Source organism: Paenibacillus sp. sgz302191, from assembly GCF_057749925.1.
The window spans coordinates 105,017-131,871 of the sequence record NZ_JBYLHY010000025.1; the positions used below are offsets into that span (position 1 = coordinate 105,017).

The 26,855-nt window shown below is 52.9% G+C and carries 22 protein-coding genes; 3 read left to right on the plus strand and 19 right to left on the minus strand.

The features are described from left to right. Nucleotides 1-50: 50 nt before the first annotated feature. The 18 genes from AC3G2T_RS28405 to AC3G2T_RS28490 form a co-directional block, all read right to left on the minus strand. Nucleotides 51-971: an AEC family transporter gene (locus tag AC3G2T_RS28405; RefSeq protein WP_474679800.1), complete on the minus strand. Its 921-nt coding sequence runs from the start codon at nucleotides 969-971 to the stop codon at nucleotides 51-53. 1,001 nt (nucleotides 972-1,972) lie between these two features. After that, on the minus strand, nucleotides 1,973-2,302 hold the full coding sequence (locus AC3G2T_RS28410) for a DUF1904 family protein (RefSeq protein WP_474679801.1): 330 nt from the start codon (nucleotides 2,300-2,302) through the stop codon (nucleotides 1,973-1,975). Then, nucleotides 2,290-3,957, minus strand: a complete 1,668-nt coding sequence (locus AC3G2T_RS28415) for a bifunctional diguanylate cyclase/phosphohydrolase (RefSeq protein WP_488437665.1) — start codon at nucleotides 3,955-3,957, stop codon at nucleotides 2,290-2,292. The genes AC3G2T_RS28410 and AC3G2T_RS28415 overlap by 13 nt, the downstream gene beginning before the upstream one ends. Further along, nucleotides 3,938-5,845 (minus strand): SpoIIE family protein phosphatase, encoded by a 1,908-nt coding sequence (locus AC3G2T_RS28420; protein WP_488437666.1) that lies wholly within the window; start codon nucleotides 5,843-5,845, stop codon nucleotides 3,938-3,940. Before AC3G2T_RS28420 ends, AC3G2T_RS28415 begins: the two co-directional genes overlap by 20 nt. After that, nucleotides 5,846-6,250: a DUF1987 domain-containing protein gene (locus tag AC3G2T_RS28425; RefSeq protein ID WP_474679804.1), complete on the minus strand. Its 405-nt coding sequence runs from the start codon at nucleotides 6,248-6,250 to the stop codon at nucleotides 5,846-5,848. It lies immediately after the preceding gene. Continuing rightward, entirely contained in the window at nucleotides 6,250-6,798 is a 549-nt protein-coding gene (locus AC3G2T_RS28430; protein WP_488437667.1) for a SiaB family protein kinase, read from the minus strand. Before AC3G2T_RS28430 ends, AC3G2T_RS28425 begins: the two co-directional genes overlap by 1 nt. Nucleotides 6,799-6,954: 156 nt before the next feature. Next, nucleotides 6,955-7,404, minus strand: a complete 450-nt coding sequence (locus AC3G2T_RS28435) for a MarR family winged helix-turn-helix transcriptional regulator (protein ID WP_474679806.1) — start codon at nucleotides 7,402-7,404, stop codon at nucleotides 6,955-6,957. 291 nt (nucleotides 7,405-7,695) lie between these two features. Next, entirely contained in the window at nucleotides 7,696-9,021 is a 1,326-nt protein-coding gene (locus AC3G2T_RS28440) for a HAMP domain-containing sensor histidine kinase (RefSeq protein WP_488437668.1), read from the minus strand. Continuing rightward, a complete protein-coding gene (locus tag AC3G2T_RS28445; RefSeq protein WP_488437669.1) occupies nucleotides 9,018-9,719 on the minus strand; it encodes a response regulator transcription factor in 702 nt (233 codons plus the stop codon). The genes AC3G2T_RS28440 and AC3G2T_RS28445 overlap by 4 nt, the downstream gene beginning before the upstream one ends. 84 nt (nucleotides 9,720-9,803) lie before the next feature. Beyond that, nucleotides 9,804-11,585, minus strand: coding sequence for a hypothetical protein (locus AC3G2T_RS28450; protein ID WP_488437670.1), 1,782 nt, complete (start codon nucleotides 11,583-11,585; stop codon nucleotides 9,804-9,806). Continuing rightward, nucleotides 11,582-14,725 (minus strand): efflux RND transporter permease subunit, encoded by a 3,144-nt coding sequence (locus AC3G2T_RS28455; RefSeq protein WP_488437671.1) that lies wholly within the window; start codon nucleotides 14,723-14,725, stop codon nucleotides 11,582-11,584. Before AC3G2T_RS28455 ends, AC3G2T_RS28450 begins: the two co-directional genes overlap by 4 nt. Before the next feature lie 54 nt (nucleotides 14,726-14,779). Continuing rightward, on the minus strand, nucleotides 14,780-16,027 hold the full coding sequence (locus tag AC3G2T_RS28460) for an efflux RND transporter periplasmic adaptor subunit (RefSeq protein WP_488437672.1): 1,248 nt from the start codon (nucleotides 16,025-16,027) through the stop codon (nucleotides 14,780-14,782). Between the two features lie 240 nt (nucleotides 16,028-16,267). Then, nucleotides 16,268-16,813 (minus strand): hypothetical protein, encoded by a 546-nt coding sequence (locus AC3G2T_RS28465; protein WP_488437673.1) that lies wholly within the window; start codon nucleotides 16,811-16,813, stop codon nucleotides 16,268-16,270. Between the two features lie 95 nt (nucleotides 16,814-16,908). Further along, nucleotides 16,909-17,787, minus strand: coding sequence for a carbohydrate ABC transporter permease (locus AC3G2T_RS28470; RefSeq protein WP_474679861.1), 879 nt, complete (start codon nucleotides 17,785-17,787; stop codon nucleotides 16,909-16,911). A 17-nt stretch (nucleotides 17,788-17,804) separates the two neighbouring features. Further along, nucleotides 17,805-18,686, minus strand: coding sequence for a carbohydrate ABC transporter permease (locus AC3G2T_RS28475; protein WP_488437674.1), 882 nt, complete (start codon nucleotides 18,684-18,686; stop codon nucleotides 17,805-17,807). Between the two features lie 26 nt (nucleotides 18,687-18,712). Next, entirely contained in the window at nucleotides 18,713-20,086 is a 1,374-nt protein-coding gene (locus AC3G2T_RS28480; RefSeq protein ID WP_488437675.1) for an extracellular solute-binding protein, read from the minus strand. A 104-nt stretch (nucleotides 20,087-20,190) separates the two neighbouring features. Beyond that, on the minus strand, nucleotides 20,191-20,988 hold the full coding sequence (locus tag AC3G2T_RS28485; RefSeq protein WP_488437676.1) for a response regulator transcription factor: 798 nt from the start codon (nucleotides 20,986-20,988) through the stop codon (nucleotides 20,191-20,193). Next, a complete protein-coding gene (locus tag AC3G2T_RS28490) occupies nucleotides 20,985-22,742 on the minus strand; it encodes a sensor histidine kinase (RefSeq protein ID WP_488437677.1) in 1,758 nt (585 codons plus the stop codon). The genes AC3G2T_RS28485 and AC3G2T_RS28490 overlap by 4 nt, the downstream gene beginning before the upstream one ends. Before the next feature lie 97 nt (nucleotides 22,743-22,839). Here AC3G2T_RS28490 and AC3G2T_RS28495 point away from each other — a divergent pair, with 97 nt between their 5' ends. From AC3G2T_RS28495 to AC3G2T_RS28505, 3 genes are all read left to right on the plus strand, one after another. Beyond that, entirely contained in the window at nucleotides 22,840-23,601 is a 762-nt protein-coding gene (locus AC3G2T_RS28495; RefSeq protein ID WP_488437678.1) for a class I SAM-dependent methyltransferase, read from the plus strand. 16 nt (nucleotides 23,602-23,617) lie between these two features. Next, on the plus strand, nucleotides 23,618-24,550 hold the full coding sequence (locus AC3G2T_RS28500) for a class 1 isoprenoid biosynthesis enzyme (RefSeq protein WP_488437679.1): 933 nt from the start codon (nucleotides 23,618-23,620) through the stop codon (nucleotides 24,548-24,550). A 68-nt stretch (nucleotides 24,551-24,618) separates the two neighbouring features. Then, nucleotides 24,619-24,867 (plus strand): NHLP leader peptide family RiPP precursor, encoded by a 249-nt coding sequence (locus tag AC3G2T_RS28505; protein WP_474679813.1) that lies wholly within the window; start codon nucleotides 24,619-24,621, stop codon nucleotides 24,865-24,867. Between the two features lie 71 nt (nucleotides 24,868-24,938). Here AC3G2T_RS28505 and AC3G2T_RS28510 read toward each other — a convergent pair whose 3' ends face one another. Beyond that, nucleotides 24,939-26,840 carry an ATP-binding protein gene (locus tag AC3G2T_RS28510; protein WP_474679814.1) on the minus strand — a complete coding sequence of 634 codons (1,902 nt, stop codon included), beginning with the start codon at nucleotides 26,838-26,840 and terminating at the stop codon, nucleotides 24,939-24,941. Nucleotides 26,841-26,855 lie beyond the last annotated feature (15 nt).

Here is a 26,855-nt window from a genome sequence, read left to right on the forward strand (position 1 = left end):
TCGCTGCACACGTCCAAAAGTCCTTCAAAACCGGATCAATAGTTCTAAATTCACAAAAAATCCACCAGAACGATCATAACCGGTATGGTGATCATACTGAATAATGTCGAAGAAAATACAGCTTGCGAAGAAAATTCCGGCTCATTGTCGTATTCGATCGCGAGCAGCACGCTGCTTAAAGACGTGGGCACCGCGCAGGAGAGGACGAGCGCTTTGGCCGTCAAGCCTTCAAGACCGAGCAGCCACACCGCCAAAAAACCGAGCGCCGGACCGGCGGCCAGCCGCAACATATTGGAGACAAGCACATCGGACAGCTTGAATTTCCATTTCATGGCCCCCAATTGGACCCCAAGCGTGAGCAGCGCGGTTGCCATAAACGCATTCGAAATATATTGAAGCGGCAAATAAATCGGGTGCGGTACGTCCAAATGAAAGTAACGCAAAATAATGGCGGCGGGAATCGCATATATAACCGGAAGGGAGAGCATCGTTTTGAGCGTCGCCTTGAAGTTCGATTTGTGCGCATTGATCGCGTACACCCCGTAGGTGTTCGGGATCAACGACTGCATAATCATAATGATGATCTGAATGGACAGCGTGTAAGCGTTCCCGGCAAACACCGTCTGATTGAGCGGAATGGCGTAATTGGCGCTATTGTAAAAAAGCACGCTGTTGCGCATCGCGCTGCGCATGCCGCCCTGCAGCTTTTTCACCCGGATCACGATTTCGACGAGCGCGATAAGCATGCTGAAAAACAACACAAAAAACAGCAGTATTTGCATCAGCACATGCAGATCGATCTCCGATTCATAAAGCTTTACAAATACCAAAGCAGGAGAAAACACGTAAAAATTCAGCTTGGACAGCGTCTTGATGTCTATCCGAAACGCCCTGTATATCCCTACGCCGATAGCGATCATAATGCTGATAGGCACAATATTGTTGACCAAAATAAACAAGAAATAAGTCATCGCGGTCTCACTTCTCTCCGTAAATACACTGTTTTCTATTGTACCATATTAATCGGCATGGCAACTATATGCCTCGAACATGCATACGAAAAAGCCCACACGCTGGAAGCGCCGGACAGCAGATACGGGCGAGGATGCCCCTTGCAGTTCGGTTCCGGCGCTCTCTGCTTCGCAGCTCGCCAAAGGCAACCCCGGATTGGGCCACCTGCACATGCCAAAAACCCGCAGCCTCGTCTCGCCTGCCAGCGGCTGCAGCGCGCTGAAGTGAGCCGCGTCTCGCCTGCACCGGGGTGCGGGGCTGAAGTGAGCCTCGACTCTACTTCCACTGGGTGCGGCGCTGAAGTGGGGGGACAAGGCCGCTTGGCATGGAAAAAACCTGCGAAAGTGCAGGCTTTCCGTAATAAATGGTTCATTTTGGTGAAAAGCCTGCAATTGTGCAGGAATTTTCGATGAAAATGAATCTGAGCTCCTGTTCGCGGCGAAAAGCCTGCACTATTGCAGGAATTTTTCGTAGCCAGCGCAGCAACCGAGCAAAAACTGTACTTTTGCAGGTTTTCTTCGTGCGACCTGGCAAATTGTGCGAACGGCTCTGGCGGGTGAGTTTCGGGCATTTGCGAAAGTGCAGGTTTTTTCCGAAAATGGTTCGTTTTGGCGAAAGCCTGCACTATTGCAGGAATTTTTCGTGACCAGCGTATTAACCGAGCAAAAACTGTACTTTTGCAGGTTTTCCCTACGTCAACCGATCGCAGTCATGGAGCGCAGCACCGCGCGCTGGGAGCTGGCGCGTTGCCTTGCCAACCAGATGCTCTGCTTTCGCGGACACAATTGCGCGCTATCTTTCCGCACACTGCCAACGCTGGTTGACCGACCGCCGTCGTGCAGTTGGGAGCTGCTCGTGGGGCTATGCAGGCGGGATTTTGACAGTGCTGCCGGATCAATCCTGCTCCTTGCATCATCCATGCGCGAAGGGGCCTGCCGAAGCAGCCCCCTGACATCGTACACTACCCGCACGGGGTCCCGTTTATATAGTAGGCGTCCTTCTCGTAGGCGATAAACGCCACCTCGACTTCGGCCAGTCCCAGCCGGATTACGTGGTCGGTGATCGCCCGGGCGACTCTGCCGCGGACTTCCGCGCCCCGGTCAAACCAGGCGACTTCGATGAACGGGTACGTTTCCGTTATTTTGCCTGCGAATATGGCGGTGTGGTTGACGCATTCCAGGGTGAAATGATCCTCCGGGCATTCGCAAATTCCGGCAAGCTCGCTTGCGAGCCCCGAACTGATGCGGCAAATTTGTTCGGCGCTCAAGCCTCGAATCGTTAGTCTTGGCACGGATTTCCCTCCTCTTTGAGTGATGACCCGCTTTCCGTCGTCGTCATATAAGCAAAAAAATCTTCGGCCAGGTTCGGATCGAACTGCCTCCCGCTTTCCTCCAAAATGACCTGAAGCGCCTGCTCGCTGCCGATCGCCTGGCGGTACACATGATCATGCGTCATAATATCATAACTGTCGACAATAGCCAAAAGCCGCGACAGCTTCGGTATTTGCATCTCCTTCAGACCGTACGGATAGCCGCCTCCGTCCCAGCGCTCGTGCATCGACAATATCGCCTCGGCCAAAGCCGGCTCGCCGAGCGACAAGGCCATCCGGTAGCCGATCTCGCTGTGGGAGCGCATCACGTTCCACTCTTCTTCCGTAAGCGATCCGGTCTTGCCGAGAATTTGCTCGGGAATGACGACTTTGCCCACGTCATGCAGACGCACGAGCAGCTTCAGATTGATCGTATCCGCGGACTGCGGGTCCATCCCGATTCGGGCCGCCAATCCCAGCGCCAGGCGCTCGATTCTCTCGATATGGCGGGGATCCTCGATCTTTCTTGCATACATCGCCTCGTTGATGTTGGCCATCAGGCTCTTGCGCACCTGCTTGCTTTCCAGCAGCTTGTTCTTGTACATTTCTTTTTCGGCGAGGTTGAAAAACAGATGAAAATGATCGCCGGGCTGCACCATCGTCGCGCTGCCGGCCGCCATGCTGACCTGGATCGGATAAGATTCCTGCTCGGCGCAAGCCTGCTTGAGCCGCTCGATCTTCTCCGTGCAGGCGGTTGTCCCGGTCCGGGAGAGCAGGACGATGAATTCGTCGCCGCCCCATCTCGCCGCCAGCGCCTCGTCCCCGAAGCATTGCCGGATCAGCTCGGCAGCCTGTGACAGCAGACGGTCCCCTAGCTGATGGCCGAATACGTCATTCGCCAGCTTCAAGCCGTTCATGTCGAGAAGAACGATACTGACCGGCATATGCTCCGCAGTCAGCAGCCCGGGAACCGCAGCTTCCACGTAGGCCCGGTTGTACAACCCGGTAAGGTTGTCATGGAAGCTTAAATACTCCGCTCGGGCACGGGACTGCAGTTGGTCCGTCATATCCGTCATCATGACCATGACGACTTGACCTGCGGGACTGTCCGGGTCCGGTTCGATCCACTTGTATTCGAGCTGGATTTGCCGGCTCCCGATTTCCGCTCTCCCCGGCAATTCGGCGAGAAGCGCGTTTTTGACAGCCGCATCCGTCTCCCCGAACAGGCGGCTCAGCCATTGTTCCACGCTTTTCCGCTCCGCGCTCCCGCTCTCCCACAACAATTCCGCGAAATGAATGCCGCTCGGCCGCTTGTTTAAAATGCGCAGGCACGCATCGCTGTACTGCTTCTGCACGATCCCTTTCGCGTCAAACGTCAAAAACCCCTGATTGGCGTTGTTCAGCAGCGCTTTGATATCGTCTTCGCACCGCTTGAGCGCCATTCCCTGCAAATCGCTGATATACAATATTTTTTTGGTAACGCGCAGCAGCTTCTCATAGCTGGACAGCAGCTTTTGGTATTCGGTCAAAAGCTCGTTGCCCTGGTGCTCTTCCCGAACAGCCAGTCGTTTGGCATCGTACAGCATATTCAACTCGCTCTCAAAACCTTTCTGCTGATCACTCCGATAGCTTATCACGGTTACCAAGCTCCTTATTGTCAGATGTTCGCCGCCGCTCAGGCCGGAACGCAAGCAAAGTCCAGTCGTCCCGCTGGGCTTCTGTCCCCATGTATTCGTCCATCATCCGGCGAAAAAGCTCTTGCTGCTCGTTCAGCGGCAGCCGTGCATGCGCATCGATAAACTGCTTCAGCCGGGTTTTGCCGAATGAAAAGCCTTTTTCCCCGCCGCTTTGGTCTGCAATGCCGTCCGTAGCCATATATACGGTCGTGTGCTCCCGCACCGCGATCCGGTGGTTGGCGTACGCATATTCGGCCGGAGTCCGCCGGTAACCGATGCTCTGCTTGTCGCCTTTGTACAGCTGTACGCCCTCATCGCCGTCCTGCACATAGATCGCGCTGCCACCGCCGGCAAATACGATTTCATCCTGCCCGACGTAGCACAAGGCAAGATCCAGACCGTCATCGGCGAGCCCCTCATTGTGCTGCTGCCTGAGCGTCTCTTTGACCGCTTGGTTGAGCTTGCCCAGGATGCCCGCCGGGTCGCCTTCCTCGCTGCGGTCGGCGATCTGATTCAACAGCGATATGCCGAGCATCGTCATGAACGCGCCCGGTACGCCGTGGCCGGTGCAGTCCCCGACGGCCACGTAATACCCCCGCTTCGTCTCGCTCAGCCAATAAAAATCGCCGCCTACCCCGTCCCGCGGGCGCCAGATGACGAAATACTGCTCCCAGAGCCGGTCCAGCAGGGCCGGATCGGGAAGCGCGGATTCCTGTATCCGCTTGGCATAATCGATGCTGTCCAGCAGCTCCCGGCTGCGCTCCTCAACCTCCCTCGTCCTTTGCCCGACGAGAACTTCCAGCCGCTGATTGAGCTGCAGGGCGCGCTTGTACGGGTTAGCCAGCTTCCGCGATACATAGTAGAACAGGAAGACGATCGCCAGCAGGGAGATCACGATCGCGACGGCCGTATTCACTTTAATATTGTCCAAAAAATATACGGTATCGGTCCGCGGGATTTGAAACAACAGCCGCATTTTCATCGACGGGATCGGATAGCTGATGAGGTCGACCAGCTCGCCATTCGGATTTTGCGACTCCAGAACCTGCACATCCTGATTGAACTGCTCCATCACTTTGGCATACGTATCACTAGAAACAAAGCCGGATATCAGCTTGCCTGTCTGATCGTAGCGGTCCGACAGATGGATGACGCCCATCCCGTCAATCATCCACATTTGGCTCTTTTCCGAATATTTATACTTCTGGAAATCATCGGACAGCCCTTTGAGGCTGAGGCCCACGCCGGCTACGCCGAGCGGACGGTCCGTTTCGCCGATCAGCACGTTGACGAATACGTACGATTGCCGGCGCTCCACGTTATAGTCGACGACGACAGCCGTTTTTTTCCCCGATTCGAGCGTTTGATAAAACCATTTGTCATCCGGCTTGTCCCTGGACACTGTGGAGAGGATCGAGCCGTTTTCCGACCAATAATGGCCGGTAAGCGCGCTGACGATGAAGGAATTGTCGTAATCGAACTGCCGGCTGCTCATCACGAGCCTTTCCCTGATCAGGCGCGTAAGCTGCTCGTCCTGTTCTCCGCCGCCGATCCATTCGAGGACGGCAGGGTCGTCGGCCAGCAGCCTCGACGTTTCCTTGGCCCGCTCGATCCGGCCCTCCACTTTTGAAGATACGGATTGGGCGATGTAGCCGAGCTCTTTGCTTTTCAGCTTTGTGATAACTTCTTTTTCCGTAAAATAATACGATAAAAAGCCGATGAGCAGCATGGAAAAAACGATAAGCGCGCTGGCAAGCGCTACCACTCGGATCACGTCGCGATCATGGAAGCGATCGCTGCGGCCGGACTGCTGTCTGTCGCCTGCGGTTATAGGGGCGCCGGGTTTCATCTATCCGCGGTCTTCCTTGGCGATCAGATGAAACGGCAGCGTCAAATCTTCTTTAAATTCCTGCGCACACTCCAGCTCGCTCTCGTTGTCTGCGTCGTAATACCAATATAATTGAATGTTTTTGCCGCCTGCGTGCGCCTCGTCCAGCTTCTCCAGCATCGTCATGATGCATTTCGTACTGCTGGTGTTGATGTAAGGCAGCATCAGCTCGAACTTGACGATCGCTTCCTCTTGCAACTGCTCCAAATACGCGCCCACCCATGCCAGAACCGGCTCGTAAAACTTGAACGCATTTTCGGGAAACGACTGGCCTCTGATCGCCAAAACGTGAAGTTGCGGATCGAAATGAATTTCCGGTGTGCTTCTTGATCCTTCTATGCGCATAAGATGTAGGTCTGCCACCATTAAACAACCGCCTTTAATGTAAAAAATGACAAGTGCTCGTCAATTGGGGAAATGGAATATTCCAGCGGAAGACTGGCTTTTCTTGCCATATCGATCAAGCCGATGCCTGCACTTGATTGCGCTTCCGGAAGCTCCTCCCTGAGCTTCTCTTTGAAAAGCTTTTTCAGTCCGTCCTTATCCATGGCGGCCAATTGTTCGATATGCGCCACGAGAGGAGCGAGATCCGCGTTCTCGATCAGGTTGCCGCAGCAAACGTAATTTCCCGCTTCCCACTTCCCGATCGTCACGATCGCCGATTGCTCGATACGTTCGGCGCTGCTGCCGGATGCTTTGGCCGCGCAATAATTTTTGATGTTCTGCGTCTGTTCGATAAATATGGAGAAAATATTGAAAATTTCCGTTTTCGGACGATTGTCGTTCTCCATGTACCTTTTGACCGCTTCCCCGTATTCTTCGATTAATCCTTGGGAAAGCCGGCCGGAAAAGCAGATTAGTATTCCTTTGCTCTGAAGCATATTATGAATGTCGTATATCTGGCCGTGATTCAAGGGGCATCCTCCCTTTTCTTAAGAATACAAAATTCGACTTTCTCTTTATATTACCAGAGTCCTAGTCCTCAAAAAAGGCGAAAACAGAAAAAAAGTTTGCAAATCGACGCTTGCAAACTTTCGGATATGGGGGAGTTTCGGTTGCCGGTCGGAGTATTACTGGACCGCATTCACATCGATCAGGAACAGCTTGAGCAGCTCGCTGAATTTGGCTATGTCTTCCGGCGTCAGCCGGCTCTCGGCGAGCATCGTATGCAGCGTTTGGGGAATGCACAGCGCTTTTTGGTAGAGCGCCATTCCGCTGTCCGTAATTTTGATGTTGACGATCCGCTCGTCTTCCTGCGATCTTTGCCTTTGGATCAGCTTCTGGGCTTCCATGCGCTTGAGCATGGGCGTCAGCGTGCCGGAGTCCAGATCCAGCTTCTCGCTGAGCTCCTTGACCGTGCTCTCCTGTTGGTCCCACAGCACGAGCAAAACCAGATACTGCGGGTACGTCAGCCCCAACTCGTCCAGCATCGGGCGGTACAGGCGAGTGACCGCGCGGGAACTGGCATACAGATTGAAGCATAGCTGGTTTTCCAATTTTAAATATTCACTGCTGCTCATGGCTTACAATTCCTTTCCGTCCATTCGATTTGCAAACAATCTATTTGTTTAAAATGTATATAAAATAACATGGGATGTCAATGGGAGCCGCGGTCAAAGCGCAAAAGTCCCGTAAAAACAATTGTGCCCCGGAAGTCCGCCTGCGAACCCTGCAGAAGGCCGGTTTACACGAAAATGACTGCTTGCATGCGGCTTATGTGCGGCACGAAAGCAGTCGTTATTCATCGCTATGCAGAAAAGCATCGATTCCGGCATCGGGTTGAGCCGGTATGATTTCGACCAGTTGTACAACTACGCTATCACCGGCAAAGTAAATTCGACGCCAAGGCCCCCGAGCGAAGATTCGTAGGCTCGAATCCTGCCCCCGTGCGCTTCCACAATGTCCCGGCAAATGGCAAGGCCAAGCCCGCTGCCTCCCTTTTCTCGCGACCTCGATTTTTCCGTACGATAGAACTTGTTAAAGATGTCCTTTCTTTCATTCTCCGGAACGCCCGGGCCGTTGTCCTCCAATGCAATCACCGCCTGTTCCCCCAAGACTCTGCAGGACAACTCAATCTGCACGGGAGGCTCGACATAGCGCAGTGAATTGCTGACCAAGTTTGCGAACACGCGGCGCAGCTGGCTGCTGTCAATGAGCAGCAGAGTCGAAGGGGGGATCGAGACTTTCGTCGTAAGCTCAGCTTCCCGGGTCTGCATCTCTTCCGAATATTCCACCAAAAGACTTTGGACAAAATCCGCAGCAGGGACCGGTTTGACGTTTAATTGCAGAGCGGCCTCCTCGCTTATCGTATAAGTGGAGAAATCCTGAATCAGCTTCTCTATGTCCTTGGCCTTGTGATAAATAATCTCATAATAGTCTTGGCGCTTTTCGTCGGTATTCACTTTGCCTGCGGACAGCCTTTGCATGTAGCCCAAAATGGAGGTTAGCGGCGTCTTGATATCATGAGAGATTGCCGAAACCATTTCGATCTGCTCCTTCTTGGCGTTTCCCAGCCGTTCGCCCATTTCCTCGAATTTGTGGAACAGACTGCCGATCTCATCCTTTCGCCGATGACTGAGGGATACGAAAAAATTCCGGAAGTTCACCTTATCGATCGCTTGATGCAAGGTGTAAAGCGGTTTGACCACATCATACCGGAAATAGAGCATAAGAATTAGTAAAATGACGACGATCGAGATGAGATCAAAGTAGAGAAGACGCAATACGGTGTGCATATGCGACAGCACTTCGGTAAACCCCATAGGTGTCTTAATGTCCACAATATAAGCCGCACGCCCGTTTACGAAAGCCACATTTATGTTCCCAAACTGCCAAATTCCCTTATGAGTCTTATCTATATGCAGCACTTCCCGGCCTTCGAGGTCGTTAATCGTAAATGCCGCATGGCGTTCATAGGAGATTCGGTTAAGGTAGGCCTCCAACTGTATTCTATCGGAGACGAGTTGTTCGATCATCTTCGTATATTCGTTGTCTTGCTCTACACTATGCTCCTTCATTCTCTGGAGATCGCCTAACAATTGTGCGGCTACCGAGGTACGGTAATAAACCAACAAGGAGACCGTATGGATGAAAAGGAGCAGCGCCAACAGAAAGACGAATTTACCGGTCAGCTTCATCTGCTTCCTCCGCCTCCTCCGTTAAATTTATATCCAACGCCCCAGATGGTCAGAATATACTGGTTATCCGGGTCGATTTTCTTACGGATATTCTTGATGTGGACTGTGACCGTATTTAAATCGCCGTACACATATTCGCCCCAAATCGCCTCGTAGATTTGTTCGCGGCTAAGCACCTGATTCGAATGCTCGGCCAAATAGGCGAGCAATTGAAACTCTTTATTGGAAAGCTCGATTTTCTCGCCGTTCTTAAGCACTTCATATTTATTTTTATTAATTTGCAATCCGGACACCTTGATTATCCCGGTATCCTCTGTCCCTTGCATCCTAAATTGTCTTCGGAGATGAGCCTTCACCCGCGCCACAAGCACATCTATGCTAAATGGCTTCGTGAGGTAGTCGTCAGCGCCGACCTCCAGACCTAAAACCTTGTCCATATCACGATCCTTCGCACTCAAGAAGACGATCGGGGACGCCGTGCGGCTGCGGATGGTGCGGCAAACATCCATTCCGTTCATGCCGGGCATCATGATATCCAGAAGGATTAAGTGAACCTTCGGATCATTCTCCAAAAGATGCAGCACTTCAATGCCGGAATAGGCCTTTACGATTCTGCAACCCTCATCCTCCAAGCTGTCTGCAATCAGTTCGACAATTTCCTTGTCATCGTCCGCTATCAGCACCACCGCATCGTACACAAAACCGCCCCCTTTCGTAAGAGTTTCCTTTTTCAATTATAGCATGACTTAAAAGATTCATTGAAAATGAATGCCGGTCCCGATCTAAGACTGGAACGTCTCGAGCAGACGTTGAGCTATACCGGAAGGCGTCTGTACATCCTCGTATATCTTCACCGTCAGCGGCGCCAGCAATTCCGTGTTCAGATTAGAGAAGACCAAATCCTGTTTACCGCTGAGCGTCCGGTTCGGACCCGCGAAGGCCAGCGTTCTCGTAGCCAGCACAGAGCCGTTCACATCCGTCAAATCAATCCGCAACTGCGAGAGCGAATTGTCCGGAACCACCTGAGCAAGCTTGTCTATATTCAAATCCATAATTAATTTATAGGAATATTCGGTTGCCCTCGTCATCGGATTGATCGAGGCAGTCCAGCCTACGAAGCTTGGCCGATCGTACGTTACCTTGAAAGGATAAAACATCATATCACGCTCGGCATTGCCGCTGCCTGGCGCAACCCGTACCGCCGCCAATACATTCGAACCCGATGAGCCGGAAGCGCCCTTCACCTTCAGGACGAAAGAATCATCGCCGGCTTCCGGCGGCACAGAATAGGAATAGCTGAACAGATAGGTCGAGCCCGGAGTAAGCAGCTGTACGGCTGACTGGAATGCAGTGCCGGTGTATTGCATGGATTTCGACTCCAGCTCGGTCTGCAAGGCCGGCTTCGGGATCGTGGAATTTCCGGTATTGGTGAACAGGAATCGAGCTACCATTGTATCGTTGCCAAGATCGTCGGTGGTCAAACGATGAAGGTCGACCAGCTTTACCTCAAGTCCGTTAGGAACGTCATCGCTAACCCGGTCAAGTGTAATCGGCGTCCCGAATGCATAGTTAGCGGAGGTCTGTCCTTGGGAAGTCAATGATCCCGCCTCCAGAGGAATCCGGTACATGCCTGCCGTATAGCTAACTGTGGATGCCTGGCCGCCCGAAGCTGTTTTCGTAAAATGCTCCGCAGATAACACTTCATATGATTTTGGATGCGCATCTTTATCGAAGTCTATCTGAAAGTGCAAGTATTTCTTCTCCCCGGGTTGAAGCGTGACCGGAGCCGTCTCCGACAGTCGTCCTGCCGTCAGATGGGAGCTGTCGCCGGCCCCGATAACGAATGAAGGAACGGATTGGATCCGGCTGGAATCCGTATTGTCCGCCAGCACCTGAACCGTGATGGAATGGCCTTCTCCGGTATCCTTGTCATCCGCCTGTGTGAGACGATATCGGATGGGAGAATCCAGATCGGCGAGGGCAAACGGTTCATTCCAGCGGACGGATGGAAGCTTGGCTTCGTCGGTATCGCTGTCGATCCCTGTCCATACCCGGTTCGAAACCGGGATGGACAACACCTCCTGGATCGTCTTGGGGAACACATAGTCATTCACATCCTGCCAGCTCAGTTGATCCGGCTCAACCTTGCCTTTCCCGTTGATCTGAATAAGGTAGCTTAGCTCCACCGTGCTGTCCGGCAAGACGGCCGTCACATTGTCGGCGCTGCTCGCCAGCAGATAATCGCTGCCGTTCTTAGCGATAAGATGAAGCTCGTATTCAGGCACACGTACCTTCTCGCTGCTATGATTCGTCAACAGCACGACAGCGCTTGCCTGGGTTCCGTCTACCGCAGGCAAGCTTGCAACGCTTTTAATTCGAACGTCCAACTGTTCGGTCAGCGCATAAGTCTGGGAGACTGCGGCAACGGCGGCGTCCCCGGCGGAAGGGGCGGATACGGCAGCTCCGGCCGTTCCAGATGCCTCCGCCCATGCCGCGCCTGTAGGCCAAGCGTATAAGAGCAGCGCTGCGGCACTCCCTATTTTTATCCAATTCATTGTTCTCATCTGCCAAGTTCTCCCTTCGATTGCGGATTGAAGCCGTCTTCTGCCGCTTCATGATGCCTGCTTCTTCGCGATTGCCTTAAATCTTCCAGCTTGTAATAAAGGGATGGAACGACTACCAGTGTCAGCACCGTTGAGAACAGAAGTCCGGCGATGATCGCAGACGCCATCGGTCGCCAGAGGCTTCCCCCCTCAATGGCCATCGGCACCATTCCTGCAATGGCCGTCGCCGTCGTCAGCAGTATCGGCCTCAGCCGGGCCTTGCCGCCCTGGATGACCGCATCGTGCAGCGAGAGCCCATGCTCCATCGCCTGCTGAATAAATTCGATCAGCACAATCCCGTTCCGTACCACAACCCCCGCAAGACTGACGAGCCCCATCATTGACATAAACCCGATTGAGGAACCCGTAACGAAAAGCCCAATCATAGCCCCTCCCACAGCCAAGTAAACGGTCGATAGAATGAGCAGCGGGATGCTGAGTGAATAAAATTGAATGGCTATAAAAAGATAAATCAATAGCAGGACGACTACAAACAAAATGCCCAAGGACGAGAACGCACTATTGCGGCTTTCATTCTCGCCGCCAATGGTTACCGTGTATCCGGGCGGCAAAGCAATGCGCTTCAGGCCTGGCTCCAGTTCCCGGACGACTTTCGCAGCGTTCGTATGTTCGTCTGTATAACCCAAGACGGTTACTGTCCTCACTTCGTTATAATGGCGAATTTTGGGCAATCTGCGACTGGATTCCGTCTGCACGAATTCGTCCAGAGGATAGTTCTGTCCGTTCTTGGCCGGAACCAGCAGCGCATGCAGCGCATCTGTGGAGGTTGCCTTATCCTTGTTGTACAATACGACATCGTAGCCTTGATCGTCGACATTCCAGCTCGCGACCTTCAGGCCGTCCGATACTAGCCGTACCGTGGATGAAAGCGCCTGATCCGAGATGCCGTAATTTCCTGCCTTATCGCGGTTCAGCCGCAACTGAAGCGAGTATAGGGGATCTCCTATATCATCGGACGCGCTGATTACGCCTGGTATGGACTTTAGCTGCCCCTGAACAAGCGAGGACAAGCTTTCCAGTTCATTCACATCGGGCCCGCTTATGCGAATCGCGACCGGTGCGCCTACAGGAGGTCCCTGCTCCAGCTCGCGAGGAAGCACTGTGACGTCCGGGTACATCGCACCGAGCTGCTTCTTCCAGGGTCCGATCACTTCATTGGTCTGAAGCTTATGGGTATCGATAGATACATAAAGCTGCCCCAAGAGGTTGCCGACTTGCTCCTGTTCCGCATAATAGAACTTCGGCGCCGTGCTTCCTGCATACCCCGTAACCGACTTTACTCCGGGCTGCTGCCGAACCCATGCGGCCATGCCTTGCACCACATCGGCGTTATTCGCGTAGATGCTTCCGACCGGCATTGTAATGTCGACCAGCATCTCCGATCGTTCCGCTTTCGGGAAAAATTGCACGCCCAATAGAGGAACGAGCAAATAGGTGGAGGTGCCGATCAGAAGCGCGATACCGCCGGTAAGCAGCGGCCTCCGCAGCAAGCGTTTGATCAGAGCCTCATAGACCAGACTGAGCTTCTCAAGGGCTCCCCCCAACAGTCCAGGGGGTCTATTCGTCGGCATCGAGCCCGCCTTCGCTCTGCGCCTTACGGCATGCCAGCGCCGAAAAATCGGGACAACGGTCAACGACATGAGCATGGAAGCTGCAAGTGTTAAAGAAATGACGACCGGTATTGGCCTTATGAAATCCCCGATGCTGCCGGTTAAAAAGTACAGCGGGAAAAATGCGGCCGCCGTCGCTGCCGTCGCCGTCAAGATCGAGACATTCACATCCAGACTGCCGAATAATGCGGCTTGATGGGGCGAATCGCCGAGATCGAGCCGCCGCTGAATATTGTCGTTGACGACAATGGCGTCATCGACGAGAATGCCCAGTACAATGACAAGCGAAACGATCGTGATCTGGTTAAGATCGACGCCGAACATTTGCAGCGGGATGAATGCTACGGCCACTGAGATCGGAATGGCAAGCGCAACAATAAAGGACGTAAGCGGGCTGAGACCGAGCGAGCATACGACGAGTACGGCAACCATTCCGGTAATCAGCTCTCTGGTCAAGGTATGGAACAAATCGTTCACATTGTCCGCCTCGGAGAACATGGGAACCAGCTTAACCTGCTTCGGCAGCCCTCCTGACAGCTCCGACAACTTCTGTTCTACAGCCTTGTTTACCGTCGGAATATCGACATCGCCTCTTGTCTGAACAATAACATCGACAGCAGGCTTCCCGTTCACATAGATGCCCTGCTCGAATTCCTTGGGGGCCAGCTTCACACTCGCAACGTCACTGACGCGAATCGGTGTGCCCGACGCCGGATTGCGATAAACGATGCTGTTCGCAATGTCGTCTACGGACTTCCAATCGCCCGTCAGGTCCAGAAAAGTTCTCTTCCCGTTGTCGGTCATTTTGCCCGGCGGCACCCGCTTCTGGGCATCCTGCAGCACTTGGGAGACGCTTTGCCAGGTAAGCTGGTATTGATCCAATTTCTTCATATCCAGATCAACCCGTACCTGCATGTCGGGAAGACCCTTAATCTCCACACCGCTCACTCCGGTTACGTGGGAAAGCTCATTCTTCCACGTATCGGTAACCGGTCGAAGCAGCTCAAGATCGCTTTCGTTGGCCACGACCATATGATAAATACTAACCGCCGTCGAAACGAGGTCCGTATTGATGACGGGTGTCTCGGCTCCCTCCGCCAGACTGCTTTCGGCATCTTGCACCTTTTGCCGCAAAATACCCCACTGCGCCGGATATTCCTTCTCTCCGTTCAGCACCGGTTTCAGCTTGACGACAATTAATGAGACTCCTTCCGAAGAAGACGAGGTGACCGAATCGATCAACTCCATTTCCTTGATCTTGTCCTCAAGCGGCTTTGTCACGAGCTGCTCGACATCTTCCGGAGAAGCTCCGGGAAACTGGGTTGTCACTGTCGCCGTATTGACGGCAATAGAGGGGTTCTCCTTGCGGTTCAATGATGAGAAGCTGGTAAACCCGATCAATACGGCAATTATAAAAAAGACAATGGTCACTTTCTGATATTTCAACAAGAGCTGTATAAGCTTGGCCACAAGAATTCTCCCCTTTCCGTTCCTATAGCAGGTATCTTTTCGTCAGAACATCCGCTATGGGGAGATGACAACCGGATCCCGATCCTTAAGTTGGTAAAGTCCTGAGGTAATGACAGAGTCGCCAACTTGCAGCCCGCTCTTAATCTCTTGCTTGTCATCGCGCGTTTTTCCAAGTGTTACTTTGCGCCTGACAGCTTTTTGATCCTGTACAACGAAGACGTAGGCGTCCGCGCCCTCCTTGACGATCGCGGAAGCAGGCACCGCCAACACCTTATTCTCCTGCTTGCCCGCTAACTGTATATGCGCGCGGCTGCCCACTTTGATTTCCCCGTTAGGATTCTCGGCCTCCAGCTCCAGACGGTATGTCCGGGTCTGTTGATCCGCTACTGCCGCCAAATAAGTTACCTTCCCCTGATAAACCGAGGAAGCCCCATCCGCTGTGAATGACAGCGTATCTCTGCCTGCCAGCAGCGGCAGCTGCTCATCCGTGAGATCGGCTGTTACCTTGACTTTATCGATAGTTCCGATCACGGCCGCTTTGAACCCCTTATTTAAGGTCATGCCCAGGTCTGCCGGGAAGTCCGTCAGGATACCGTCTACCGGCGCCGTCACATCGCAATAGCTTAGCAGACGGTCCGCATTCTGGGCTCCAATCTGACTGGATTGCAGCGAATAACGGGCTGCGGCGAGCGGATCTGTGTTTCGCAGGGCATCCAGCTTCGACTGCACAATCTGGCGGTCCAATTCCGCGCTATCAAGCTTGCGCTTCATCTGATCGAGATCGTGCTTTGACACAAGCCCGGAGTTGTAATCGTTTTGAAGCTTGTTATATTGCTCCTGAACATCCGCCAGGTTGAGTTCGCTCTTTTGCAGATTGTTGGTCAACTCCAGTTGGTTCTCTTGCAAATTCTTTTCCGCTTGTTCGTATTGCAATTGGGCGCTTTGCAGCGCATAATCAGCCTGCTGCTTCTGCCGCTGAATATCGGTAGTATCGAGCTGTAGCAGCAGGTCTCCCTTGTGCACGGCATCGCCTTTCTTTTTCAGCAGTTTGACGACATCGCCGTCCGTCTTCAGCACGACTCCAATTTGAGCAGCCGGCTCGATATTGCCTGTCTGATCCATTTGCTGTGTCCAATCGGCCAGAGCCGCCTGTGCCGTTCCCACATATTTGCCTGTCATTCCCGCTGCCGCAACCGCAGCAGAGTCCTTCGCCTTTCCGGGTACTGAGCAACCTGTCAGCGTCGGAACTCCGATCGCCATAACGGCTGCCAGCACATAGAGCGATTTACGAGTTGGCTTCATCGCACACATCCTTTCCTGATTCTTCTCCGCCTTTCATCCTAAAACGCACTTATAAAGCCCTCATAAAAAAAGTATGAAAAATTATGAAATGTGCCGGAACGCCGGAAAGGGGGACCGGGATGATATTTTGCCAATATTGGTTTTCGAAAAAAACAAATACGGCGAGGAGCGGATTACCTGACCTCACCGTATTTGTTTTGGATCATTAAAGCTGCCGCGGCATCAGATTCCCAATCTGCATCACAGCTCGTTCTTTGCATCGGATGACGTATATATCATTTTATTTTCACCGCTTTTCAGGTCATAAGTCCAGATACTTGATGCCAACCATAGCGGAACATTTTCTCCTTTGGCATAATTACAGTTTAATGTGGCGCTGTATACAATCTTCCCGCCATCGGGCGAAATCACGGACGCCGTAAATTCTACCATCAAATACCCTCCGGCGTCGTCAAGCTGAACAGGTTGCCCGCCATATTTTTTAATTAAATCTTCCAAGTCGTTCTGGGACATATAAAACTTCATACTCTCCGCCCCATTCACTTCCTCCGCTCTTTTGACCAGCCAAACTCCGCCTTTAACCAAGGTCTTGACATCCCCGCTTACAGTATCCAGTATCGATATTTCCTGATTAGCTGCAATTCCTGTTATCCAGCCTTTATAGTCCATGTGATCAACTTTTTGCACACTAAAAAAAGCCGAACGAAATAACCATATAAGACATATCATTACTCCTGCAATGAGTAAAAACGCAAAAAAACGCTGCTGCTTTAATTTGAAGCCCATAATTCACCTCACTTGAAGAATGACCAGTCGAACAATTATCCTATGAAATACAAAAGCCGCGATTCACGCGGCAATGTAATGAAATAATAGGCTTGTCAGCCCTTGACCGATCCGGCGGCAATTCCTTCCACGATCCGATTGCTGAGCACGATAAAAGCGGCCAAAATCGGCAAAATACTGATCATCAGCGTCGCTCCGATCGCTCCCCAGTCGGTGGTGTACTGGCCGATGAAATTTTGCACGCCGACCGTCAGCGTCTTCAGCTTGTCGGAGCTGATGAACGTATTGACGAAAATAAATTCGTTCCAGTTGTAGATCATGTTGATAATAGCGGTCGTCGTCATTACGGAAGCGGTCATCGGCAGCGTGATCCGGGCGAACATCCGGTTGATCGAGCAGCCGTCCATGACAGCGGCCTCTTCCACCTCGCGGGGCAGCGTGTAGTAGAAGCCGAGGAGGATCATGATCGTAATCGGCATATTAAAAGCGGTATACGAGAGCACGATGGATAGCGGATGATCGATCAGATTCATTTTCTTGAACATGCTGAACAGCGGAATTAAAGTGGAATGAACCGGGATCATGAGGCCGATCATGAACAAGCCGAGAACGAACGACTTCAGCCGCCATTTCATCCGCGTTATCGCAAACGTGACCAGGCTTGCCAGCAAAACCGTCAAAACGACGGCCAAAACCGTAATCCATACGCTGTTGAAAAAATACAGGCTGATATGGCCCTCGGTCCATACCTTGGCGTAATTTTCCCAGCGCAACTGCGCAGGCAGGGCGAACGGCGGCAGATTAAACACTTCCTGGCTGTTCTTCAGCGAGAACAGCAGCAGCCAAATGAGCGGCAGCACTTGCAGTGCCGCTACGGCAATCAGGATCACATACAGCAGCCCGTATCCGAGCCGCTGCGGCAGTTTGGAGCCTTCGGCCTTCGGCCGGGCGCGCAAAGCGGTCGCTGTACTCAGGTGCAGCCCCTCCTCTCTCACGAATATTGAATTTCCTCTTTCGTTGCGGTCGCTTTGCGGATCAGCCAGGTAACGACCAGGCATATGAGCAGCAGGAAAAAACCGATTGCGCTGGCGTATCCGAAATCGTAGCCTTTAAACGCCTTTTGGTACATGTAGGAGGCCATCACTTCGCTCGCCCGGTTAGGGCCGCCGCCCGTCATTACGTAGATCAGATCGAAATATTTGAGCGACCCGACGACGGCAAGCACGACCGTCACCTTGACCACCTCCGCGATCAGCGGCAGCTTGATTCGCAAAGCGATATGCCACGGATTCGCTCCGTCGATTCTGGCGGCTTCGATCAGCGATGACGGGATATTTTTCAGCGCAGCATAGTAAATCAAGATGTAAAAGCCCGCATATTGCCAAAGAATCGGGATGAAAATAGCGTACAGCACGATGGACGGATCGGCCAGCCACTCCGGCGTATTCTTGATGCCCGCCGCTTCGAGCACCGTGTTCAGCACGCCGTTCGACGGGTGAAATATTTTTAGCCAAAGCTGCGCGATGGCGACCGATGACAGCAGCATCGGGATCAAATATATTTTGCGCAGCAGGCCCGCTCCTTTAATGGAGCCGGACAGCACAAGCGCGACCAGCAAGTAGCCGATCAGGCTTAGCGTCGAAAATACGGCTAGCAGGAACGAATGGCCCGCGCTCTGCCAAAACAGCGCGTCTTTCAACAGTTGTACATAGTTTTTCGTACCGATAAACGTCATAGCTCCAACGCCGTCCCACTTCATCAAGCCGTAATAACCGGTCAGCACGATCGGGATATAAATCAGCGCCAATATCATGAAGAGCGCAGGCAGCACGTATAGCGCTATGATTCTTTTGTCGGACATGACTTTATCCATAGCAGCTCGACTCCTCCGAAATTCCTTTATTTCCCCGCTTCTTTGGCCAGCGCCTCTTCATGCTTCTTGGCGAACTCCTCCGGAGTGGCAGCTTTGCCGAACAGCGCCTGTATCATGTTCAGATGGGTTTCCGCCGCGCCCGGCTTCATTTGCACATCGGCGAACAGTGTAATGTTGCTCGCTTGATTCAGCTCGTTCAGCAGGTCGATGTACAGCTTCGGCAGCTGGATTTTGGAAGTGTCCACTTTGGTTGCGGGAATCACGCCGGCTTCCGTAACCGAATGCTCGCCCCACTTGGTAATGAAAAATTTGATGAACGCCTTGGCCTCGTCTTTCACTTTGGAGTTCTCCCCAACGAACATCCCGACACCCGGCCCGCCGACCCAACTGTTCGCATCGCCTTTGCCGCCCTCTACGGTCGGGAACTTGAAGAAGCCGATCTTGTCTTTAAAATCCTGCGGCACGTCTTTGTTCGTCGTGTAGTTCGGAAGCTCCCATGTCCCCATCAGGTACATGGCCGCTTTGCCGTTCATGAACTCGGATTTGCCCTCGTCGTTGGATAAGCCGTTGAAGCCTTTGTTAAAAGCGTTCAAGCCGACGAGCTCCTGCACGTCCTTGGCTGCGGCGATCAGGCTCGGATCTTCGAACGAGCCGCTGCGGTCGATCGCTTTTTTCAACGTTTCCTTGCCGCCGACCCGGTCGGCAAAATACATGTACCACAGCGAGCCTGTCCAGCGGTCCTTGTTGCCCAGCGCAATCGGCGCGACGCCTGCGGCGCTAAGCGTTTTCACAGCTTGCTTGAGTTCATCGTACGTTTTCGGAACCTGCACGTTGTTTTTGGCGAACAGGTCTTTGTTATAATAGACCGGCACGATATTCAGCTCTACCGGAAGCGCGTACGTCTTGCCGCCGAAAGCGTAAGCCTCCGTCGTTCCCTTGACGAATTTGCCGTTTAAATCGCTGCTCTGCAGCACATCGTCAAGCGGTGTGAACAGGCCGCCTTTCACATAAGGATCCATGTAACCCGCGGCCCAGGTCATGCCCACATCCGGGAGTTCATTGGAGGTGGAGAGGATTTTCATCTTATTTTTGTATTGTTCGTTTTCCAGCACTTCCTGCTCGATCTTGATGTTCGGATTGGCCGTTTGAAACTCCGTAATGATTTGATTGACGATTTTATTTTGCGTAGCCGAGCTGCCTGCGGGCCACAAATGCATGAATTTGATCGTCGCTTTTTTGTCGGACTTGGCCGTGCCGCCGCTATCTCCCGCTTTGGCCGACGCCTGCGGGCTTGCGCTTTGGCTTTGTCCGGCGTTCGCCTCTTTGGAGCTTGAGCAGCCTGCCAATACAGTTCCCATGGAAACTGTAAGCAGTAATGAGAATGTAAGCGCTTTTTTCATAATCTTTCGAATCCCCCTTCATCAATTTGGCTTTCCGAATTTTATTCTAGCAGAATCTTCCAGAGGGGGTAAGGCAACGATGTTTAGCAAAAGTTCCACTTTTTTTAGATTTCATTTCCCGGGTCGGCCATTTCCTTGCGATATTGCGCGGGGCTCTTGCCTTCGTATTCCTTGAACAGGGTGATAAAATATTTCGCCGTCCGGTACCCGACCTGCTCGGCGATTTCCGCGACAGGCCGCTTGGTCCGGATCAGCAGCTCCTTCGCTTTTTGCAGCCGGCTGCGGGTCACGTACTCGCTGAACGTAAGGCCCGTTTGCTCCTTGAACAGCGAGCTGAAATAGCTCGGGTTCAAATGGACGCGGTCCGCCACCTCGCGTAAGGAGAGCGGCTCTCCCTTGTGCTCGTCCACATAGCGCAGCGCTTCGCGAATCGGATCGCTGATGTGCGGATGCTCCTCCCGCGCGTCCATCAGCCGGGTATCCACCATTTTCTCCATCGCTCCGACTCTTTCGCGCGCCTCCTCGATCGTCATCGCCTGCTCGACGGCTTCGATCAGCTTTTTCTTTTGCAGCGGCTTCAGCAAATAATTGACCACGCCCAATTGGATCGCCGTCTGCGCGTAATCAAAATCGGGATGGCCCGAGATGATGATCACAACCGGCTTGTGCGGCCTGCGATTCAGCAGCTCGACGAGACGCAGACCGCTGACTTCCGGCATCCGGATATCGGTGATCAGCAGATGGACCGGGTTGTCATGCAGCATATCGATGGCCTGCACGCCGCTGTCCGCGCACACAATCCGGTAGCGCCCGGCTGACCAAAATTCCAGCGTTTTTTGCAGACCCTGCCGGGTTAAAGGCTCGTCGTCGACGATCATGATCGTTTTTTGCATATGAATCATTGCGCACCTCCGTCATTCACCGGAATTTCAAAACTGACGCTCGTGCCGGCGCCGGGGCTGCTTTGAACGACAAGGCTTTCGCGCTCATCGCCGGCATGTCCGAAGTACAGCTTTAATCTGCGTCCCACATTCGAAAGCCCCATGCCGCCGACTTCGCCGGAAAGCGCTTGTCCCCCGGCCACCCTCTGCCGGATCGACCGCAGCGTCGCTTCCTCCATGCCGGGCCCGTCGTCCGCCACCGTAATCAGCAAGCGGTCGCTGTCCGCCGCAGGCCTTACGCTTACCGTTATCGCGCCTTGGCCCGTCCGGCCTTCCAGGCCGTGCAGGATCGCATTCTCGACAAGCGGCTGGATCAGCAGCTTCGGCATCGGCACATGATGCCACCTCGCAGCGCAATCGATGCTCCAGGCAAAACGATCGCCGAACCGCATTTTCATAATGAGCAGGTAGCGTTCGATATGCTCCAGTTCGGCGCCGACCGTAACCCACTCGTCTTTGCTCGGATTTCCGATGGTGTAGCGGAACAACTCGGACATCGCGATCACGTACTCGGCCAGCTCCTCGTTCTTTTCCTGCAGAGACCAGTAAAGCGCTTCCAGCGTGTTGTAAAGAAAATGGGGATTAATTTGCGCCTGAAGAGCTTTCAGCTCCGTCCGGCTTTGCATAACTTCCTTTTCATAGACGAGCTCGATCAGCCGGTTCATGTTGTCCACCATTTGATTGTATGTATAGTTCAAATCGTTGATTTCCGCCGTGTACGAAGTTTCGGGGTTGGGCGTCAGCACGCCGCTGCGGGTGTTGCGCATCGCCTTGATCAATTTGAGAATCGGCCGTGTAATCATCGTCGAGAGCATGAACGACATGAACAGGAACAGCAACAAGCCGACCGCCCCCGAGGCGATTATCGCCGTTCGGAGCACGAAAATGCCCGCGGTAACACTGCTGACCGGGTTCAGGATCATCAGCGTCCAGCCGGTTACTTCCGAAGGCTGCTTCACCAAAATGTAGCGCTCCCCGGCAATATCGACGGTCTGCCCGTCCGTGCTCATCAGCGCCTCGATATCGGCGGTCGCCTGATCGTCCGCAGCTATGGGGCGGGACTCGCGGTCGACCAGAAGCATCGCTTCGCGCTGCTGCTCTTCGGAAAGCAGCTCCTTGAACTCGAAATAGCTCCTGCTGATGCGGACCAGCAAATAGCCGCCGTTCGAAAACCAGCGGTCGAGCAGGCTGATGCGCCGTATGGCGAGCACCGAATCGCTGTCTCTGGGATCGATTCCGATCCAGACGAGCTTCCCTTTCTCCCGCTCCGCTTCCCCGATCCATTTCGGATCGACGCGGTTCGAGAGCAATCGGTCGTCCAGCGGGAACAGCCTGGCGGAGTCGCTGTTGTACACTTCCACGGATGCGACGCCGGTCGAATAGCCCTGGATTTCGTTGGCGATATGAACCAGACTTTGCCGCTGGTCAAAATTGGCCTGCTTCCCGTTCACTTCCGCCAGAAGCAGCTGCTGCACGTACGGATCGTTGATCGCCTGCGTCGTCAGCGTATCGATCTGTTTGATAAGCGCTTCCAATCTGCCGTTGGCCTGCACCGCCGTTTGCCGGATCTGCTTTTCCGCATTATTTTTCAGCAGCGTCGACACCGAATTGAAAGTAATAATACCGACCAGAACCAGCACGATCATCATCACCAGCAAAAAACCGACCAATATTTGATTGCGCAGCGTATTCCATTTGCTCAGGCTCAGCCGCAAAGGGGTTTCACCTCTTTCGTTAAGAAATATCGTTGTATCCGCTCCGTTATCGTGCTAGTCTGGTTCATAGGAACTATAAAGCGGGGGGAGCCAAAACATGCGGGGAAAAGACGCGATATTTGACGACATGCTGTCGATTACGGCAGACCTTTTTTATCCGGCCGAGCACCGTTTGTTTTGGTCTGAAGCGGACTTGGCGGACGCTTCCATCCTCGATATCGGCTGCGGCAACGGCGCCTACTTGTCCAAAATGCACGACAGCTTTCCGGCGGCCCGGAAGACAGGCATCGAAATCAGCCCCGGCATTTTCCAAAAAGCGCTGCCGCGCCGGAAGCCCGGGCTCGAATTTCACTGCATGAGCTTCGAGGATTTGCCGCAGGACACGCTCTACGACCTTGTGATTTTGCGCCTCGTCGTGCATCACATCCCCGACAAGCCAAGCCTCTGCCGCACGCTGAAGCGGATCACGCATGAGCGCTCGGTCATTGTCGTTCTGGAAGTTGAAAGCGAGCGTCTGCATGTGAATAGCAGCCTTCCGCTGTTCGGCTCCTTGTACGAAAGCTCCCGGCAAGCTCTGCTCAAAAACAAGCTCCTGGATGCGAAAGACAGCCTGAAGCTCGAATTCGAACATGCCGGGCTTCGGCATCTATATACTCGGAATTATAGCATAGATGCTTCCCGGCAGGATGATAAACAACGGCTGCATGCGTACATGCGGCTCGTTTCGCAATATTTGCTGGGCGAATCGCTCCCTCCCGAACGGACGGACGAGCTGAACGCCTGGCTGCAGGATCCGGCAAGCTCGCATGCGGTCCATATGTTCGGCATGGCATTTGCCCGGGGCGCCGGGCCAATCTGAAAAGGGCGGGTGAACGATGAACTGGCATCTTGTATTTGAAAAAGAACTGAAAGACGTCTTTGCGCAAGCCGAAACGGCCGTCTCCCGGTTTCCGGAACCTATGGACCGGCTCGGCCTGGACTATTTGGCCAAATTTGACCCTAACCGCAAAGACAGCACCAAAAATTATATTTGCTATTTGCTGCCGTTCTGGGTATCGGATCTGGCGGAGCTGCCGGCAAAGTCCGTGCGCAAGCTGGCGCTCGCGAACGTCTTCGTGATGCTGTACTTTTTTATCCAGGACGATATTATGGATTCCGCGTCGGGACAGCACAAAGAAAAGCTGCCGCTCGGCAACTTGTTTTATTTGCAGTTTCTGGAAATCTATCGAGAGCTCTTTCCTGCGGATTCCCCGTTCTGGACATGGTTTGACCGGTATGTCAGGGAGTGGTCCGATGCCGTCTCCAATGAGCTGAGCCGCAATGATTTCATCCATGACATGTTGAAAGTGGCCGCTAAGTCGAGCCCGGTTCAGTTCGCAAGCACAGGCGCCATGGTTTTGGCCGGCCGCCCCGAGCTCATTGCAGCCGTATCCGAAGCGGTCTGTCAGGTGCTCGTGACGCTGCAAATGGCGGACGATTGGGCCGACTGGCAGGAAGATTTGGAAGAGGGCAGCTACAACTGCCTGCACGCGATGATTCGGGAAGAGCTGCGGCTGCCGCCTGACAGCGCCCTGACCGCCGAAATCGTGAAGCGGCAGGTGTACGTTCACGATGCTCTTGCCCGGTACGCGCAAATTGCCGCAGCGAATCATGTCCGGCTGGAGGAGCTGCAGTTGAACGCACCTCATCTGCTTTCTTTTCATGAATCGATGGTGCGCAATTTGCTGGAGGAGGCGGATCGCATCGAGTGCGGGAGAAAGTCTTTGGAACTAGGCGGATTTAACTATTATTTGTCGAATATGAAGTAAAAATGATAGATTAACATGTCAGTTTATGGTATGCTCATGTAGAACTATTCTACTAATTTGTTTGGAGAGTGATCGATTTGTCAGCTGAAGAAATTCTGAGATCCAAAATTATCCAAAAAGCATGGGAAGATCCATCCTTCAAACAGCAGCTTCTCGCCGATCCGAAAGCGGCTCTCAAAGAAGCATTTGGCATCGTGATTCCTGACAACATCGAATTGAACGTGGTAGAGGAAACTTCCAAACAATTAGTGCTCGTTATTCCGGCCAATCCTGCCGATGTGCTCGACGGGACCCCCGGGCCGGTCAGCATCTGGTAATCGCAAAATGACAAATCCCCCGGAAAGCTTCGGAAGCAGGCAACCGCTTTCCTCCGCTTTTGGGGGATTTTTTAATTGATGACGGAAGGGAAGCGTATGATTGCCTCCGTGCCTTTGTTTTTTTCGCTTTTGAACTCAAGCCTGCCTTTCATGACCTCGATAATCCGGAACGTCACCATCAATCCGAGCCCCGTCCCTTTTGTTTTCGTCGAAAAATACGGTTCGCCCAATTTGGCCAGCGTCGCGGGCTCAATGCCTTCGCCGTTGTCTTTAATGTGAATGACGACTTCCTCGCTCTCCTCATAAGCCCAAATATTGATCTGTCCCTGATCGCGGAACGCCTCGATGCTATTTTTAATAATGTTAATGAGTGCCTGCTTCAATTTGGAAGAATTGCCGTGAATGTACAGTTCCTGAGGGATGCTGAGAAACACGCCTCCGCCGTGCAAAGTGGCCAGCGGAACGATAATGCCTTCGATTTGCTTCAGCTCCTTGGAGACGTTGAGGACGGTAACCTCCTCCAACTGGGGCTTGGCGAACGTTAAAAAATCGGTAATAATGCCTGACGCGCGATCCAGCTCCTCGATGGCCAGCGACATGTATTCCTTTTGCTTCATATCGGATTTATGCGACAGCAGCTGCAAAAAACCGCGGGTCACCTGCAGCGGGTTTCTCACTTCATGCGCAACGGAAGCGGCCAGCGAGCTGATGATTTCCATTTTTTCGGACAATTGCAGCTGGTTGTTGTAAAATTCGAGCTCTTTGGAGTAATTGGCCATCAGCTCCTGATAAGCGGCGAATCTTCGTCCCAGCAGTGTGATCAGCGAAATGACGAAGCCTACGATCCCCCATTTCCACAAGAAAATTTGATGGGTTTGATTGGAGGCGTAAAACCAGATCAGATCGATAACGCCCAACAGTCCGAAGAATGCAAAACCGCTCGTAAAAATAACGGCATCCTTGTTGCCTCTCATCGCGTATTTGACGGAAAACGTGATCAGCAGCGACAGTTGAACGAGCATGATGCAGCCCAGCAGCGTAACGGATATGAAAAAATACTCATCTGCGAACCGGTAGCCGGACAACTGGTTGATGACCATGCATAGGGCGGAGAAAGCGGAGTAGCCGATCTGAAATTTTCTGAACATTTTGATCAGTTTCAGGTTGCCGTCGTCGAATATTTTTTCGAAAAAATAACTGAGTGCAGGCAAAAAAACGACTAGCGAAAGATCGAAAAAATCGACCAGCACAGCGCCGTATTCCCCAAAAATGGCATACATAAACGGAGAATAGGTGACAAAAATTGTCCCCATCGTCAAAATGACGATACCGAGCGAAATCCAGCTGGGCAGTTGGATTTTTTTCAGAAAAATTGCGCATATGAACATGACGGCGGCGATAAAAATCAAAGCGCATCCAAGAATGACGTCCCCCAAATCACGTACGACAAAATGGGGCAGTAAATCCGAATAGCTGCCGATTTCGATATTTGAACGGATTCCCATCCGATCCATCCCCGTTTCCATTTTTAAGTATACCGTTTTGCCGGCGTCTTCATGGCTGAGAGGGACTAAAATCCGCTGAAGGTCATATGGAAAATCGTGGATGCTCTCTTGAACTTTGTTCCCGTCGACATATACGGTCAGATGCTGCGCGTAAAGTTCGCCGATCAAGATCCCGGAATGGTCCCCGACCGACGCCGGAAGCTGAATTTTGATCCAGGCTGAAGTGACGCCGTCAGGCTTCATGGGCATCGGCGCCATAACGGGAACGGTCATCCAGTTCGCCGCTTCGGACGAAGGAGGCTGCTCCTGCGCGCTTCCGGAAGGGTCTCCCCATAGAATCGCCCACTCCGTATTTGTGTCTATGTTTTTTACTTGGGCTGCTTTGATGCCGGAAGCAATGATCCCGTTTGCAAACAGCAGTAGTACGATCAGACATACGACAAAAGCAATGCGTTGAACAGGATTCATTTAGAACCACCCCTT

Coding starts and splice junctions, on each gene's coding strand:
- AC3G2T_RS28405 (WP_474679800.1), bottom strand. CDS start 971: ATGACTTATTTCTTGTTTATTTTGGTCAACAATATTGTGCCTATCAGC.
- AC3G2T_RS28420 (WP_488437666.1), bottom strand. CDS start 5,845: ATGAAACCCGGCGCCCCTATAACCGCAGGCGACAGACAGCAGTCCGGC.
- AC3G2T_RS28425 (WP_474679804.1), bottom strand. CDS start 6,250: ATGGTGGCAGACCTACATCTTATGCGCATAGAAGGATCAAGAAGCACA.
- AC3G2T_RS28435 (WP_474679806.1), bottom strand. CDS start 7,404: ATGAGCAGCAGTGAATATTTAAAATTGGAAAACCAGCTATGCTTCAAT.
- AC3G2T_RS28440 (WP_488437668.1), bottom strand. CDS start 9,021: ATGAAGCTGACCGGTAAATTCGTCTTTCTGTTGGCGCTGCTCCTTTTC.
- AC3G2T_RS28450 (WP_488437670.1), bottom strand. CDS start 11,585: ATGAGAACAATGAATTGGATAAAAATAGGGAGTGCCGCAGCGCTGCTC.
- AC3G2T_RS28460 (WP_488437672.1), bottom strand. CDS start 16,027: ATGAAGCCAACTCGTAAATCGCTCTATGTGCTGGCAGCCGTTATGGCG.
- AC3G2T_RS28465 (WP_488437673.1), bottom strand. CDS start 16,813: ATGGGCTTCAAATTAAAGCAGCAGCGTTTTTTTGCGTTTTTACTCATT.
- AC3G2T_RS28475 (WP_488437674.1), bottom strand. CDS start 18,686: ATGGATAAAGTCATGTCCGACAAAAGAATCATAGCGCTATACGTGCTG.
- AC3G2T_RS28480 (WP_488437675.1), bottom strand. CDS start 20,086: ATGAAAAAAGCGCTTACATTCTCATTACTGCTTACAGTTTCCATGGGA.
- AC3G2T_RS28485 (WP_488437676.1), bottom strand. CDS start 20,988: ATGATTCATATGCAAAAAACGATCATGATCGTCGACGACGAGCCTTTA.
- AC3G2T_RS28495 (WP_488437678.1), top strand. CDS start 22,840: ATGCGGGGAAAAGACGCGATATTTGACGACATGCTGTCGATTACGGCA.
- AC3G2T_RS28500 (WP_488437679.1), top strand. CDS start 23,618: ATGAACTGGCATCTTGTATTTGAAAAAGAACTGAAAGACGTCTTTGCG.
- AC3G2T_RS28510 (WP_474679814.1), bottom strand. CDS start 26,840: ATGAATCCTGTTCAACGCATTGCTTTTGTCGTATGTCTGATCGTACTA.